Annotated in this window: 9 protein-coding genes; all 9 read left to right on the top strand. The window is 39.4% G+C overall.

Annotated elements, in window-relative coordinates; genetic code table 11:
- The first annotated feature begins 20 nt into the window (after positions 1–20).
- The 9 genes from MHH70_RS08045 to MHH70_RS08005 all read left to right on the top strand — a co-directional run bounded on the left by MHH70_RS08045 (position 21) and on the right by MHH70_RS08005 (position 16,298).
- Positions 21–1,274, top strand: a complete 1,254-nt coding sequence (locus tag MHH70_RS08045; protein ID WP_066165117.1) for a peptidoglycan DD-metalloendopeptidase family protein — start codon at positions 21–23, stop codon at positions 1,272–1,274.
- A gap of 211 nt (positions 1,275–1,485) precedes the next feature.
- Entirely contained in the window at positions 1,486–2,049 is a 564-nt protein-coding gene (locus MHH70_RS08040) for a redoxin domain-containing protein (protein WP_342473004.1), read from the top strand.
- Positions 2,050–2,109: 60 nt separating this feature from the next.
- Positions 2,110–3,531: a S41 family peptidase gene (locus tag MHH70_RS08035; protein ID WP_066165123.1), complete on the top strand. Its 1,422-nt coding sequence runs from the start codon at positions 2,110–2,112 to the stop codon at positions 3,529–3,531.
- A gap of 788 nt (positions 3,532–4,319) precedes the next feature.
- Positions 4,320–5,489 (top strand): PDZ domain-containing protein, encoded by a 1,170-nt coding sequence (locus MHH70_RS08030; protein ID WP_154098177.1) that lies wholly within the window; start codon positions 4,320–4,322, stop codon positions 5,487–5,489.
- A gap of 253 nt (positions 5,490–5,742) precedes the next feature.
- On the top strand, positions 5,743–6,363 hold the full coding sequence (locus tag MHH70_RS08025) for a TVP38/TMEM64 family protein (RefSeq protein WP_066165126.1): 621 nt from the start codon (positions 5,743–5,745) through the stop codon (positions 6,361–6,363).
- 106 nt (positions 6,364–6,469) lie between these two features.
- Entirely contained in the window at positions 6,470–10,030 is a 3,561-nt protein-coding gene (gene addB, locus MHH70_RS08020) for a helicase-exonuclease AddAB subunit AddB (protein ID WP_342473003.1), read from the top strand.
- The gene (gene addA, locus MHH70_RS08015) at positions 9,999–13,691 is read left to right on the top strand and encodes a helicase-exonuclease AddAB subunit AddA (protein WP_342473002.1); all 3,693 of its coding nucleotides are present in this window, start codon (positions 9,999–10,001) and stop codon (positions 13,689–13,691) included. The genes addB and addA overlap by 32 nt, the downstream gene beginning before the upstream one ends.
- 199 nt (positions 13,692–13,890) lie before the next feature.
- Positions 13,891–15,081, top strand: a complete 1,191-nt coding sequence (locus MHH70_RS08010) for a DUF418 domain-containing protein (RefSeq protein ID WP_342473001.1) — start codon at positions 13,891–13,893, stop codon at positions 15,079–15,081.
- 314 nt (positions 15,082–15,395) lie between these two features.
- The gene (locus MHH70_RS08005; protein ID WP_107942147.1) at positions 15,396–16,298 is read left to right on the top strand and encodes a fumarylacetoacetate hydrolase family protein; all 903 of its coding nucleotides are present in this window, start codon (positions 15,396–15,398) and stop codon (positions 16,296–16,298) included.
- Positions 16,299–16,338 lie beyond the last annotated feature (40 nt).

Here is a 16,338-nt window from a genome sequence, read left to right as displayed (position 1 = left end):
GTAGAAAGGAGTTTATCGGATTGAAGTCAGCAACATTTAAGTGGCTAGCAATCATTCTAGCGTTATTGCTTGTTGTGCAAATGCCAGCAGTTTCGGCAAATACGTTAAATGATTTAAAGGGCAAAAAAAATGAAGTAGAAAAGCAGAGAACAAATATAACGAACTCCATTAATGAAACAAGCTCTGAAATTAGTTCAAACGAAAAAAGACAGCAGGAGATATTGGCACAAATTGAAGCACTTGATCAAAAAATTGTGCAAACAAATAATGAAATTGATGCTGTTGTCGAAGAAATCAAAATAGCTAATCAAGAGATTGCCGTGCTTGAGGAAGCGATTGCGGAGCTAGAGGACAAAATTGCGCAGCGCGATGAATTATTGCGTGAGCGTATGCGCGCAATTCAGGCAAATGGGACAGTTTCTTATTTGGACGTGCTTCTTGGCGCCAATAGCTTTGTTGATTTTATTGACCGTTTCTCGGCTGTTAGCACATTAATGGAGGCGGACCGCCAAATTATGCGCGATCAAAAACGAGATATTGAAAGCTTAGAGGAACAAAAGCTTATTTTAGAAAATAAGAAAAAGAAATTGCAAGAAAATCAAGCAGAGCTTGAAAGGTTACGTGCTTCTTTAGATACTCAAAAGAAGGATAAAAATAAATTAATTGATGAGCTAGAGCGTGAGCAAGAAAAGCTGAAAGATGAAAAGCGCTTACTAGAGGCTGAGTATTCAGAAGCACTGCAAATAGAGGAGGAATTGCAGAAGCAAATTATTGCAGAGCAAAACCGCCTTGCAGAAATTGCTCGTCAGCAAGAATTACAGCGTCGACGTGAAATGGCAAATAATAATATTCCTGTCGTGTCCTCTGGTACGTGGACAAAGCCTACAAACGGACGTTTAACATCTGGCTATGGCTGGCGTAATATTGGCTATGGTACAGAATTCCACTATGGTGTTGATTTAGCAAATGCAACAGGAACGCCAATTGTTGCAGCAACAGACGGAGTTGTTTCCTATGCTGCCCCATTATCTACATATGGTAATGTGATTATTTTAACGCATTCAATTGATGGTCAAATATTCACTTCGGTATATGCCCATTTAAGTGGCTATAACGTAAGTGTAGGTGAGACGGTAAGTAAAGGACAAAGAATTGGTTCGATGGGTAGTACGGGTCGTTCAACAGGACCTCATTTACATTTTGAAATTCATATTGGACCTTGGCGTGGACAAAGTGTAGGTTCGGTAAATCCACTGCGCTATATTCCGCTATAATTTAACTTCTTTCAGCAGAACACTGCCACCTCAATAGCTGGCGGGACGCACACACTTAGTTCTAATAACGGCTGACTGTCCCACATCGAATGGACCTAAAGCTGAATCCAGACTAAAGTTAGCTAAGGCGGAACTGATTTGAAGAGCATAAAGGCTGCCGAGGAAATTTAAATCTTCCAAGGTAGCCTTTCATATTTTGGGAGGATACTTGATGAAAAAAACAATGAGTTTGCTGCTCGTGCTCTTACTAGTAACGATTGCGTTAGTGACATATATAAAAGGGCAAGTTGAAGATAGTCAAAGGCTTGCTGAGGCGACGATTGGACAAGAAGTTGAGTTGGTAGGTTTGAAGAAAGGGCAGTTTGCACCTAATTTTACATTGCAAACACTTGATGGACAAACGGTGTCATTGGAAGATTATCGTGGAAGGAAAGTAATGATTAATTTTTGGGCAACTTGGTGTCCACCATGTAAAGCAGAAATGCCACATATGCAAAATTATTATAAAAAGTATGCCGCTACAGATAATGTAGAAATTTTAGCTGTTAATTTAACGTATCAGGATGGCTCTAATAAACAAATTCAGCAATTCGTTAATGGCTTTGATGTGCAGTTTCCTGTTTTACTTGCACAATCAAAAGACATTGCGGAAACATATAAAATACTTGCGATTCCTACCACATTTATGATTGATTCGGAAGGGCGTGTTCAGCATCAAATTACTGGTCCACTTGATTTAGAGGCATTGCAACTATATGCATCGAAATTAAAATAAAGCAACAGGACGTATCATTTCCTACTATTATTCATAATTTGTTTAGTAGGAGGTTAGTAGATGCGCAAAAGCCGAATTGTTTTATTATTTTGTGTCGTTGCCATTGTGGGAGGTAGTTTGTATTTATGGAATAATGACTTTTTATTTGCTAAAAAGGCCCCAACTGAGGAGCTCGCAGTTGTAGATGAATTGTATTCAATTATTTCACAGCAATCTGTTTATGATACAACCTCGAATGTATTAGTAGAAGGTGCATTGCGTGGTATGGCATCAGCAATTAAAGATCCGTATAGCACATATTATAGCGAACAGGAGGCTGCTATACATAGACAGTCACTTGCAAGCGAACGAGTCGGCATCGGTGTGGAGCTAGCGGAAACGCACGGTAAATTTGTCATTGTTTCACCTGTTAAAGATTCACCTGCTGAGCAAGCCGGAGTGCGTCCATTAGATGAAATTGTTCAAATTGATGACGAGCGACTTGATGGTAAAACGATGGGCGATGTTATGCGCCTAATGCAAGGCAAAATTGGACAAAAGGTAACGCTTGTTTTATACCGACCACAGGCAGAACGTCATATTAAGCTGACGATTGAGCGTGCAGCGCTAAAAAATGAAACTGTGGAGGCCGCTGTTATAGAGCGTGCCGAGGAATCATTTGGTTATTTATCACTTAGCATGTTTGGTGAAAAAACAGCAGAGGAATGGAAGAATGCTGTTGCAGAAGTAGAAAAGAGTGACGTGCAAGGCTGGATTGTTGATGTGCGTGATAATCCGGGTGGTTATTTGCATAGTGTTGCAGAAATTATTAGTACATTGGAAAATCGGGAGCGTATTTTTGCCTATATGCAAAACAATACGGGGGCATTAGAGCCTCTTGCGACAAAACCAGAGCAAATTGCCTCGTTAACAAAGCCGATTGTCATTTTACAAAATGAAGGAAGTGCTTCTGCAAGTGAAGTATTTGCCGCTGCAATGCAGGCATGGGAGCGGGCGACGATTATTGGCAATACAAGCTTTGGCAAAGGAACAGTCCAAAAATCTTGGGAGCTACAAAATGGCGGTGAAGTGAAGCTTTCAACGAATAAATGGTTAACACCAACGAAGGATTGGATTCATGGAAAGGGCGTTTTACCAGATATCGAGGTAAAGCAACATCCGCTCTTCGCGCTAGAAATGATGCCGTTAGTAGGGACTTTCAAGCAAGGTGATTTCAGTGAGGAAATTGCTTACGTTCAAAACGTGTTAAATGAACTTGGCTATTCAGTCGCTCGGCAGGATGGGTTTTTCGATGAGGAAACAGCCGAAGTGGTACAGCAGTTCCGCAAAAAACACAATTTGATAGCGGGAGAAGAGTTAGAGGAAAGCTTCTTTGCTGCATTGCAAAAGGAGGCCCTTTCCTATAAGGAAAAGCCAGAGCACGATTTGCAGTTAGAAATGGCAATTAGCTTTTTATTGCATGAATTAGATAGCCGCAAGTAAGGCGATAGGGCGTCCGAAAAGCCATGCATAGCTTTTCGGACGCTAATAATCCGTGGAGAAAACCATCCACTGATTGAAGTTTCACTTTATCCCGCATTAACAGGCATTAAAACTCCCACTTCAAGACTTAAGTAAAAAATACGCTAAGGATAAGTGGGAGGTCAACTGCCTGTAAAAGCCCGATTGGTTCAACTAATAATCCGTGGAGAAAACCATCCACTGATTGAAGTTTCACTTTATCCCGCATTAACAGGCATTAAAACTCCCACTTCAAGACTTAAGTAAAAAATACGCTAAGGATAAGTGGGAGGTCAACTGCCTGTAAAAGCCCGATTGGTTCAACTAACAATCCGTGGAGAAAACCATCCACTGATTGAAGTTTCACTTTATATCAAGAGATTTTGCGGGAGTCGATTTTCAGTGGATAATCCTATTACAAATTATGCTACGCAATAGGCGGGTGTTTTGCTACAATATAAAGTGAACCTTCAATCAATAAGAAGTTATAGGGCTATTTGAAAAGGCGAATGAATTTTCACTTTTTTCAGCAGATTCCTTTAATTAGCTTAAAAAAATTTGGGCGTGATTGATAATTTTCATCCCGTCCTTTTGTACTTAAGAGAAGCATCGCTGAACGCTGTGTTTTTCTCGCTGTCAAAGAAAGCCTACTTTTTCGATAGGCAATTCTTTGCCAAAACGCTATCGTTAATGTCCAATAAGCAGGCAACTGTATGACTTATCGGATATCCCATATTTGATGAAAAAGATGAAGCTTGGTAGGTGAAGTTGTGTATATAGATATCATTATAGAAGTACTTATGGCAGTTTTACGCTTTGTTATGAATCCATTATTGTATATTGCTGCTTTTTTTGCAGTTTATCTTGGGTATCGCCGCGTGAAAAGGGAGCGCCGTTTTTTTAGAATTCGAATTTTAAATGGATGGTCAGAGCTAACGAGCTTTCTGAAAATAAACTGGATGGAAAGCCTCATTATTTCTGTCCTTATATTGGCGATTGGCTTAGTTGTTCCAAATGAATTTTTATTGTTATTAATAGCTGTCAGCATATTAGCCACTATCGCTTTTATATTCCATTTATTATCACCTATCGTAACAATTGCGATTAGCTTTAGTGTGCTTGCTGGGATGGCTTACTTTGGTCAAACATTTACTGTACTAAACTTTACATTCAAGGGCTTTTCATATGAAAATGGGGCTGCAATGACGGTTGCTTTATTAGCTGGAATGTTATTAATTGTAGAGGCACGCTTTATTCGTCTTGCTGGACCACGATTTGCTTCACCTGTAGTGCAGCAAACAAAGCGAGGTAGAAATGCCGTCACTTATTTTAGTAAGAGCATTTCGGTCGTACCACTTTTTTTCATTATTCCAGGTGACGCAATTGCTGCTTATATTCCTTGGTGGCCACAATTTAGCTTAGGTGCTAAAGAATTTTCGCTCGTGCTTTTTCCATTTGTTTTTGGCTTTCAGCAAATGACAAAACGTACTTTACCAGTCTATTTTTATCCGAAATATAGTCGCTCCGTTTTTATTTTGGCACAGCTCGTATTAATTGGCGGTTTAGCCTCGTACTTTATACCTTTAGTTGGTGTTATAACGTTAATTAGTGCAGCTATTTTACGTTTATTTATTAGTCTTTATTATAAAATTCAGGAGCGAACGGACCGTTATGCAGTCGCTCCCTTATCTAGCGGTGTTATTATCGCTGGCGTACTGCCAAACTCACCGGCTGAAAAAATGGGCTTAGTTGCTGGGGAAGTTATTCGCAAAGTGAATGGTAAGGAAGTATTTACTGAAAGTGAATTATACGAGGCGCTGCAGGTGAATGCTGCTCACTGTCGCTTAGAAATATTAAATCACCAAAATGAAGTGCGTTTGGCACAGCATGTTGTTCATAGTAACGATCATTATAAAATAGGTTTACTGTTAGTAAATTAACAAAGAGCTGTCGAAAAAGCAGGCTTGAACCCGCCATTTTCGACAGCTCTTTGTAATTTTCATCGCAACTAAAGTGTATGTTTCACGTCTATATTGTGTAAAATATAGTTGTAAAAATGGCGAAAAATGTTGAACAATGTTAGAAAATAATTAGACATTCGTATGTTAAAATAACTATAAAGTGAAGCTTCGACCGATTCGCAACCCGATGAAATAGGGAGCGACCCTGTAATAGATATAGAGGTGACAGCCAATGAAGGATTGGTTTACAATTGCAAATTTAGAAAATTTAATAGAGCATTATCATTTATTAGGGCCGATTTTTGGCATCTTTTTAACTGCTATCGAAGCTATTATTCCTGTATTACCGCTCGTTGTTATCGTCGTAGCCAATGTGAATGCATATGGCATTGTTGTGGGAGGTCTTATTTCTTGGCTTGGTGCTGTAATCGGAGCTTACGGATTATTTTTAATAGCACGCAAATTTGGAAAGCACCCGAAGCTACAACGAGTTGTACAAAATAAGCGTGTGCAAACATTAATTAGATGGGTAGATATGAGGGGACTAGCCCCAATATTAGTGCTTCTTTGCTTCCCGTTTTCACCAGCCTTTATCATTAATATCGTGGCAGGATTATCCAATATCCGCAAGCACTACTATTTAATAGGGCTTATTATCGGGAAATTTGTTATGATTGCTGTGACAGGTGGATTGGGCTATGATTTACGTGCAATATTAACACATCCATTAAAGTTAATTCTCACAATATGTGGAGTTTTCCTGCTATGGATTATTGGAAAATGGATTGAAAATAAATTAAATAAACGAGTGGAACGTGATTTACGAGCAGTAAGTAAAGAAAGTCACTCTTAGTGAGCTGTTGGAAATGTAGGACATCCCTGCTTTCCAGCAGCCTTATTTTTCATTATGGTAAAACATGTGTTCTGTTATATAATAGTAGTACGAGGAGGGGGACAATATGTCTTTACGCATTATTTCAGGTCGAGCTGGAACGGGAAAAACGACATTGCTTCATCAAGAAATTGTGCAGCATTTAAAGGATAATCCTTTCGGTGCGCCGTTATTTGTCATTGTTCCTGATCAAATGTCATTTAAAACAGAGTATGATTTGACGAATCGTTATGATATTAATGGAATGATACGAGCGCAAGTATTAACATTTAAACGCTTAGCTTGGTTTATTTTGCAGGAAACTGGAGGCGTTGCTCGCGATAAAATTGATAGCTTTGGCTATCGAATGTTAATACGTCGTATTTTACAGGATAATAAGGAGCAGTTTTCGATTTTTACGCAGGCTGCTAGTAAGCGAGGATTCACGCAGGATATTGAGCAGTTATTACGTGAGTTCAGTCAATATGATGTGACGAGCAATTCCATTGTTAATTTAATAAACGAGCTTGAGGTATATGGAGCAGCTCATACATTAATTGCAAAAATGAAGGACTTCCAAATTATTTTGCAGCAGCTAGAGGAAAGCATTGGAGAGAGCTATGTAGACGGAGAAGGCTTTTATCCAATTTTAGTTGAGCAATTGAAAAATTCCGAAAAAATACAGCAGGCAGAAATATTTATAGATGGCTTTACGGCATTTACAATAAGGGAGTTTGCGATTGTTGAGCAATTATTGCAGCTAGCAAAACGCGTAACGATTGTTTTGCCTTTTGAGGATGTGCAAGATGCAGCAGATCCACAAGCATTATTTCATCGTGCGGCTTTCACCTATGATAAATTAATAGATTTTGCAACACAGCATCATATTGAAGTGGAAAACCGCGTGCATTTAGCAGTGAATTATCGTACAGCACAAGCCGATTTATTACATATTGAGACGAATTTTCATGCAGCGGTACCCGCAGTACAATCGGCATCAGGAGCAGTGCATATTATTGAAGGTACAAATCGACGTGCGGAAGTTCAAAGTATTGCGCGGGAAATAATTGCTCTCGTCACAGAGGGGCAAATGCGTTATAAAGATATTGGTATTATGTATCGTCAAGCGGATGTCTATGATCCACTTATTGCGACAATTTTCAAGCAGCATGAAATTCCGTTCTTTACGAATGAAAAGCGACCAATGCTGCATCATCCATTTGTTGAATTTATGCGTTCTTCCTTAGAGGCAGTAATTTCAAATTGGCAATATGAGCCTGTTTTTCGAGCAGTGAAAACAGATTTATTTTTCCCATTACATGCGGAAAAAAAATACAATCGGGAGCAGCTAGATAGGCTTGAAAATTTTGTTATAGCGAAGGGGATTATCGGTAAGCGTTGGCATGACGAAGAGATTTGGCAATATCGCAGATTCCGTGTGTTAGATAAAATAGGGGCAATACAAACCGATAAAGAGCTTGAAATGCAGCAATTGTTACAGCAGGCGCGTGACATTGTACGTGAGCCGTTGTTTATGTTAGAACAAGCTCTGAAGGAAGCGCAAACAGGCTTAGAAATAGGACAGGCTTTGTATGACTATGCTGAACATTTACAGCTCTATGAAAAGTTACAAATAATGAAAGAACAAGAGCTTGAAACGGCTGCACTTGATTTTGCAAGTGAGCATGACCAAGTATGGAATGGTTGGGTGAATATACTTGACCAGTTTGTTTTAATGTTTGGTGAGCAGCAAATAACATTGCAAGAGGCGGCACAAATACTTGATGAAGGCTATGATTCATTGCAATTTTCCAATATCCCGCCGGCAATTGATGAGGTGACTGTTGCCACATTAGAATATTCACGCTTTGATAATATGAAAGCTGTGTTTATTATCGGTGTGAATGATGGTGTTTATCCGATGCGCATCGATCAAGAGGGGCTATTAACAGATGCCGATCGTGCTTATTTTGAGCGCCTTGATTATGAATTAGCACCAAATGCAAAAAGTAAGCTATTGCAGGAGGCATTTTTAATTTATCGTGCGCTTACTTCTCCAACTGACAGACTGTACATTACATTTGCTAGTGCGGATGAAGAAGGAAAAAGCCTGCTACCGTCGCTCTATATTAATCGTTTGCATAAATTATTTACCGTTAAGGACAAGCGTACATTATCGCATAGACGTGTATTCATAGACCCGATTGAGGAGTTTGATAAGCGTCATCTTTTATCTTATTTACGCCATCCGAGGGCATCGCTTGCTTTTCTAGCGACACAGTTAAAAGAGGCTGAGCAGACAAAAGCACTATCTGCAGAGTGGCGTGCACTACACGCATTTTACCTTGGTTACCCAAAATGGGAGCGAATGTTGCAATTTGTAACGAAGCCTTTATATACAATGAATAAAGCTGAGCCCTTACAGCCTACTATTACCGATAGGCTTTATGGTGAGGAATTGCAGGCAAGTGTTTCCCGAATCGAGAAATTTTATCGCTGTCCATACGCGCATTTTGCTACTTATGGGTTGCGATTAGAGGAACGTGCTGAATATCGCTTGGAAACTTTTGCAATGGGTGATTTATTTCATGAAGCGCTACGCAGCATTTTAACGGGGAACGAGGTGCCACCAGCAAACTATAGAGAATGCTTGCAAAAGGCAAGAGAGGCAGTGGAGCCACTTGTTCATATATTTTCTTATCGTATTTTAGAGAGCAATTCACGTTATTTATACATTAAGGAGAAGCTCATTCGAGTTGTTGCACGAACGTTATTTGCTTTAACAGAGCATGCGAAAGTTGCAAAATTTAAACCGATTGTTCATGAAAAACCATTTGGTAAAGCGGATGATAAAACGACAAAAAAAGGAATAACTCCACTTCCTCCGTTAGAAATACCACTTGAAAATAAGCGCAAAATGTATTTGCGTGGGCAAATTGACCGCATTGATGCTTATGAGGAAAATGGTCAATTGCATTTACGTATAGTCGATTATAAATCGTCAAGTCGCGATTTAGACTTAAATGAGGTCTATCATGGGATTTCGTTGCAGTTGCTAACGTATTTAGATGTCGCTGTGAAAAATGCGAAAGAGTTATTGGCATTGCCTGAAAATCAGGAAGTGACTGTGACGCCTGCTGGAGTATTATATGTGCATGTTCATGACCCTCTCGTGCGCTTGGAGGAATATGTGGATGAGCAGATGCGTGAGCTACAGCGCCTTGAAAAATACCGAATGCAAGGGCTTTTAATAAATGAAATTCCCGTGTTAGAGGCGATGGATGAAAATTTATTAGAACAGAAAAAGTCACCAGTTATTCCTGTGAGTATGACATCAAAAGGTGCAATTGGAGCATATTCAAAAACTGTTGATGTGCAGACGATGCCGATTTTGCAGAATTTCGTGATTGAAAAGCATAAGGAGGCGGGCAATAAAATATTTACAGGTGCTACTGAAATTTATCCATATAAATTAAAAAATCGGACAGCCTGTGATTATTGTCAGTTCAAGGCAATATGCCAATTCGATCCATCAGATGGACAGCAACAATATAATCATTTCACGGTGAAAAAGACTGATGAATTGATTGCACGAGTAAAAAAGGAGTGTGGCTATAGTGACATTAATGATACCGAAGAAACCGACTGATGCGCAGTGGACAGATGAGCAATGGAAGGCAATTTGGGCAACTGGTCAGGATACGCTCGTATCGGCAGCAGCCGGCTCGGGAAAAACGGCTGTTTTAATTGAGCGCCTTATCCAAAAAATTATCGCTAAAGAGGAGCCACTTGATGTAGATGAGCTACTAGTCGTAACCTTTACCAACGCATCGGCTGCTGAGATGCGTAGTCGCTTAGCTGCCGCATTGGAGAAAGAAATCACGAAGGACCCACATAACCGATTTTTAAGACGTCAATTGAGCTTAGTAAATAAAGCGCAAATTTCAACATTACATTCTTTTTGTTTAGCAATTTGTCGTCAATATGCGTATATGATTGATCTTGATCCTGGGTTCCGCATAGCAAGCCAAGATGAGGTAGCTTTATTACAGGATGATGTGCTTTCTACTATATTGGAGCAGGCGTATAGTGATGACGGGAATTTAGCGCAGGCGGAGGTGTACGAGCTTGTTGATAGCTTTTCTTCAGATCGTCATGATCAAGAAATAGAAGTGCTATTGGAGCAGCTTTACAATATGTCACGTGTACAACCTGAGCCATATAAATGGCTCGACACATTAGCGCGGGAATATGATATTGCAGAGGATGCTGCCATTGATGATTTAGCATTTGTTCCACAGTTAAAAACATCAATTTTACATTCTTTACATGCTGCTGAAAATAATTTATTAGCAATGCAGCGCTATGCCGATGGTAATTTTGGATTAGGTGCATATAGCGCCTTAGTAGCGGAGGAGTTAGCCTTCGTACAAGTAGCAATTGACAAGCTAAATAATAGCACATGGCAAGATGTGCATGAGCATATGCAAAAAGCACAATGGAGTAGGCTTCCGTCTATCAAGAAATCGGATGAGGCAGACCCAGAAATTAAGGATATTGCTAAAAATCATCGGGACGAGGCGAAGGACATTGTCAAAGCCCTTAAAGAAACATTTTTTGTGCGCCAACCACATCATTTATTAAGTGAAATAAGACAGATGAAGCCAGTTATCGAGACGCTTGTAAAGCTTGTGAAAGTTTTTAGTGAAGCGTTTAAAGTAGCTAAGCAGGAACGCGCATTAGTGGATTTTTCCGATTTGGAGCATTATGCCTTGGAAATATTGACTGAGCAAACAGAGGAGGGCATGCAGCCGTCAGCAGTAGCAAAGGATTTTCAGCAGCGTTTTAAAGAAGTGCTTGTAGATGAATATCAAGATGTAAATTTATTACAAGAAACGATTTTACAGCTTGTGAAAAGTAATGATGAAGCGAATGGGAATTTATTTATGGTCGGCGATGTTAAACAATCCATTTATCAGTTTCGATTAGCTGAACCACGCTTATTTTTACGCAAATATAAAGAATTTGCTGAAAACCCGCAAAATACAGGATTGAAAATTGATCTAAATGCGAACTTTCGCAGCCGCCAAGAGGTGCTAGAGGCAACGAACTATATATTTGAGCGAGTGATGGATGAAACAGTTGGGGAGATTGACTATGATGAGCAAGCAGCGTTAAAATTCCGTGCGCACTATAGCGAGGCAAATATTCCTGTCGAATTTGTTGTACTTGACCAATATACAGAGCAAGAGGAGGAGATAGAGCTTGATGAAGAGCTAGAGGAGCTCAAAATCTCGCAGCAAGAAGCTCGCTATATGATTAAAAAAATTCAATATATGATTGAGAAAGAGCTGCCTATTTTTAACCCGAAGGATGGTACTACAAGACCTATTCGCTACAGCGATATTGTTATTTTAATGCGCTCTATGACGTGGTCTGCTGATTTTGCTGAGGAATTCAAGTTGGCAGGTATTCCGCTCTATTCAGAATCCTCCAAAGGTTATTTTGAGGCATTAGAAGTAATGATTATATTAAATGTTTTAAAAATTGTTGATAATCCGTATCAGGATATCCCACTCGCTTCAACATTGCGCGCGCCATTTTTCGGTTTAACTGAAAATGAACTAGCCGAAGTGCGTTTAGCTAAGCGCAATGTACCGTTTTTTGAAGCCTTGACAGCTTTTATGGAGCAGCCATCCAATGCAAAACTTGCAGAGAAGCTAGCACATTTTTTAATATTATTAGAAAAATGGCGTCAGCTAGCACGGCGAGGCTCGCTTGCGGATTTAGTTTGGACTATTTATTTAGATACAAATTATTATGAGCTTGTTGGCACAATGGCAAATGGCAAACAACGCCAAGCAAACTTAAGAGCATTGCATGACCGCGCGCTTGCATATGAAAAAACTTCATTCCGCGGTCTGTTTCGGTTTTTACGTTTTGTAGATCGAATGAAATCGCGAGGGGATGATTTGGGTATTGCCAAATCGATTGGAGAAGGTGATGATGTCGTGCGTTTAATGACGATTCACTCTTCAAAGGGATTAGAGTTCCCTGTTGTTTTTGTTGCTGGTATGGCGAAACCCTTCAATCAGCAGGATTTTAAAGGCTCCTATTTATTTGATCAAGATTTCGGTCTTGCTGTAAAGGCGATTAATACAGAAGAACGCACGATGTTTACATCCTTGCCGTATTTAGCTATGAAAGAGAAGAAAATAGCAAAACTTAAAGCAGAGGAAATGCGTATACTTTATGTAGCAATGACACGTGCAAAAGAGCATTTAATTTTGCTAGGTACAGTGAAAAACTGGCAAAGAAAGCTAGACAAATGGGAAGCGTTACAAAACCTAGCACCGAAAACATTGTTACCAAATTATTTGCGAGCTAGTGCCAATTCATTTTTAGATTGGGTCGCTCCTGCGCTCGTTAGCCACCCCGATTTTTTAACAAGAACGGTACAGGACGAGGTATTTGGAGGAAGTGAGGTCACAGGGCAAAAAGCTTCACTATGGTCAGTCAAAGTTTTATCAGCAACGCTATTGAAAGGGACAGAGGAGCAGGAATCTTTCGTGCAAATGCTAGTCGATGACGAGGTGGACGAGCAGCTTGTTGAAGTACTGACAGAACGCTTTACTGCAACATATCCGCATAGACAAGCGACAGTTAAAAAATCGAAAACGTCTGTATCCGAAATTAAACGCTTCGAGGCATTGCAGCAGGAGGAAGATATCGTTTATAATCCACAAGTGATGCAACAAGCATCCATTGCAAAACGTCCAAGTTTTATACAGGCGAAAGCACTAAGTGCCGCAGAAATGGGGACAGTTGTTCACTCGATTATGCAACATGTGCCACAGCAGGGCTTTGTATCACTTGATGCGGCAAATGAGTTTGTCGCTAGTTTAGTGGAGCGAGAACTATTAACAAAGGACGAGGCTGCTCTTATCAATATGGAAAAAGTATTGGCGTTTTTTAACTCCCCAGTCGGAACACGTTTTAAGAATGCGAAGAAACTTTTGAGAGAAGTACCTTTTACAATAAGTAGAACGGATCATGAAGGTGATAGCCAAATTGTTCAAGGGGTTATTGACTGCTTGTTTGAGGAAGATGGACAATGGATATTATTAGACTATAAAACAGATAAAATTCGTCCTCCATTTAACGTTGAGCCAGCTTTAACAGAGGAAATGGCAAAACGTTATCAAATACAACTGCAAATTTATAGCGAGGCAATTGAAATGGTTAATAAAGTAAAGGTAAAAGAAAAAATACTATATCTTTACGATATTGGCGAGGCGATTGTGTTGTAAACTGTTAGGGAGGTCTGCATGATGCAGGTCAGTTAACCGTTGTCACAGGACGTGACGGTTTAAGGTTAACTTCCACAAAAAAATCGGAAAAATATGGACGCAATTACACCGAGACGTAATTGATACGGGCTAAAACATAAACGACCAAAAAGCAGTGCTATAGCACGCTTTTTGGACGCCTTGGAAGGGAGTCGAGATTGTGAAATTTCAACCTACACTAATGCAAGAACGTGTACATACAATTGATGTTTTACGTGGTGTAAGCTTACTTGGCATTTTATTAGTCAATATGTATGGATTTTACTTGCCGCAGCCGCATATAGATTTAGCTTATTGGTTTACTGAGGCAAAAGATATTATATGGCAGCAAACTTTGGATATTTATGTGCAAAGTAGCTTTTACCCGTTATTCTCAATCCTATTTGGCTATGGTTTAGCGATGCAGTATATGAAATCGCAAAAAACAGGCATTAATTTTTACAAATTTGCACCAAAGCGCCTACTTATTATATTAACAATCGGTCTCATCCATGCTTTTCTCATTTGGTGGGGAGATATTTTAGTTATGTATGCATTTTGCGGCTTCTTTTTAATCGTATTCATGCGTTTGAAAAGCCCATGGTTAATTACGATAGCGCTAGTACTCAACGCGATGATGCACGCTTTTATTTTATTTATTTATCAGCTTGCCGGCGTTTTAAATATGGAAGTCGAGCAAATATCCGTTAATATTGTTATGATTCAAAACGCCATTACAGCCTACGGTACAGGAACATGGATGGACGCATTAACACAGCGTATAGCAGATTTATCTATACAAATGCGAATAGATATGTGGATAATCTCATTGTTTACTATTTTGCCGTATATGTTAGTCGGCGTAGCAGCAGCTAAATGGCGTTTAATTGAACGAGCAAAAGAGCTGAAAATAATGTGGCTAATTTTCGCTGTAGTTGGTATCGGTCTAGGTTTATTTATTAAAAGTGCGCCATATATGTATAATCGCACGTACTTATTAGATTATTTAAAAGTATTCATTGGGGGGCCGATTTTAGCAGTTGGCTATATGGCTGCTATCATCGTTATTTGTTTATTGCCATTTGCAATAAAACTGCTATCACCGCTAGCGAAACTAGGTCGTATGTCGATGACGATGTATATCATGCAATCCGTCGTGGCAACATTTATTTTCTATAGTTTTGGATTCGGATTATACGGGAAAATGACTGTGCAAATGGGCGTATATATGGCATTAGGTATTTTTATCGTGCAGCTTATACTTGCAGAGTTATGGCTATCAAAGTTTTCACAAGGTCCAATTGAGGCAGCTATGAAAAAGTTAACTTATCCCGTATTAACAGGCTGTAAGACCACCATTTCAAAACAGTAGGTAAGATCAAGGGGTTGAAGTGGGGATCCGACAGCCTGTAAAAACCCGAATGGTGAAACTACCAATCAGTGGGGATAAGGCCCCCACTGATTGAAGGTTCACTTTATAATAAAAAATTATCAGAAAAATAAGGCTTTTTGTCGTATAATAATGTATGATGTATAAAATGAAACTTCCATCGGTGGACACTCTTTTTCTACTGTTGGCTAGCTTTCATCAATCAGACATTTACAGAATTATTGAAAAGGGACTATGCTTACTTTTTAATAAAAGTCTGTTTATGCGGGATAAAAAGAAGGAGTGCAGATGCGATTATGAAATTATTATCTTTTAAATTAAATGGACAAGTAAAATTTGGACCGAAAGTAAAAAAAGAAGAAGCAGTTTGGGATGTATTAGCAATTCAAGAAGCACTACAAGTTTTTCCTTCTTTTCCGTCAACAATTATTGATGGTATTGCATTAGGTTTTGATTTTGTAGAAAAAATGAGAAAGTTAGTCGATGCCGTACAAAAAAGTGAAAACGCGGAGCAATTTAAACATACATTTAGTGAAATCGAATGGTTAGCCCCAATTCCACGCACGCCGAAAAATATTTTGTGCGTAGGGAAAAATTATGAGGACCATGCAAAGGAAATGGGAGCAGACGCAGTGCCAGAGGATATTATTGTGTTCACAAAATCACCAACAGCCATCGCTGCGGATGAAGCAACACTACCAATTCATGCGGAAAAAACGTCAATGCTAGATTATGAAGGTGAGCTTGCTGTTGTCATTGGAAAGCGCGGAAAAGATATTCCTAAAGGAATGGCCTATGATTATGTGTTTGGCTACACAATAGCTAACGATTTGACAGCTCGTGACTTACAACAAAAGCACAAACAGTTCTTCCTAGGAAAAAGTCTAGAAGGAACTTGCCCGTTAGGCCCTTACCTAGTATCAAAGGATGAGATTCCAGATCCACAAGTGTTGACAATTGTAACGAAAGTAAATGGCGAGCTACGTCAAAATGGCTCTACAAAAGATATGATGTTTAAAGTAGCAGACTTAATTGCAATCTTATCAAAGTACGTTACATTAGAGCCAGGTGATATTATTTTAACAGGCACGCCAGCGGGAGTTGGAAAAGGAATGAACCCACCAGTATTTTTAAAAGCTGGCGATGAGGTGAAAATTTCAATCGAAGGAATTGGCACGTTAGCAAACCGTTTTGCATAAAGTGAAACCTCAATGCTTCACTTTTATTGAAGATAAACAT

The organism is Metasolibacillus sp. FSL H7-0170, from assembly GCF_038593115.1.
In the GTDB taxonomy this organism is placed as follows: domain Bacteria; phylum Bacillota; class Bacilli; order Bacillales_A; family Planococcaceae; genus Metasolibacillus; species Metasolibacillus fluoroglycofenilyticus.
This window is presented reverse-complemented; position numbering and strand designations above follow the sequence as displayed.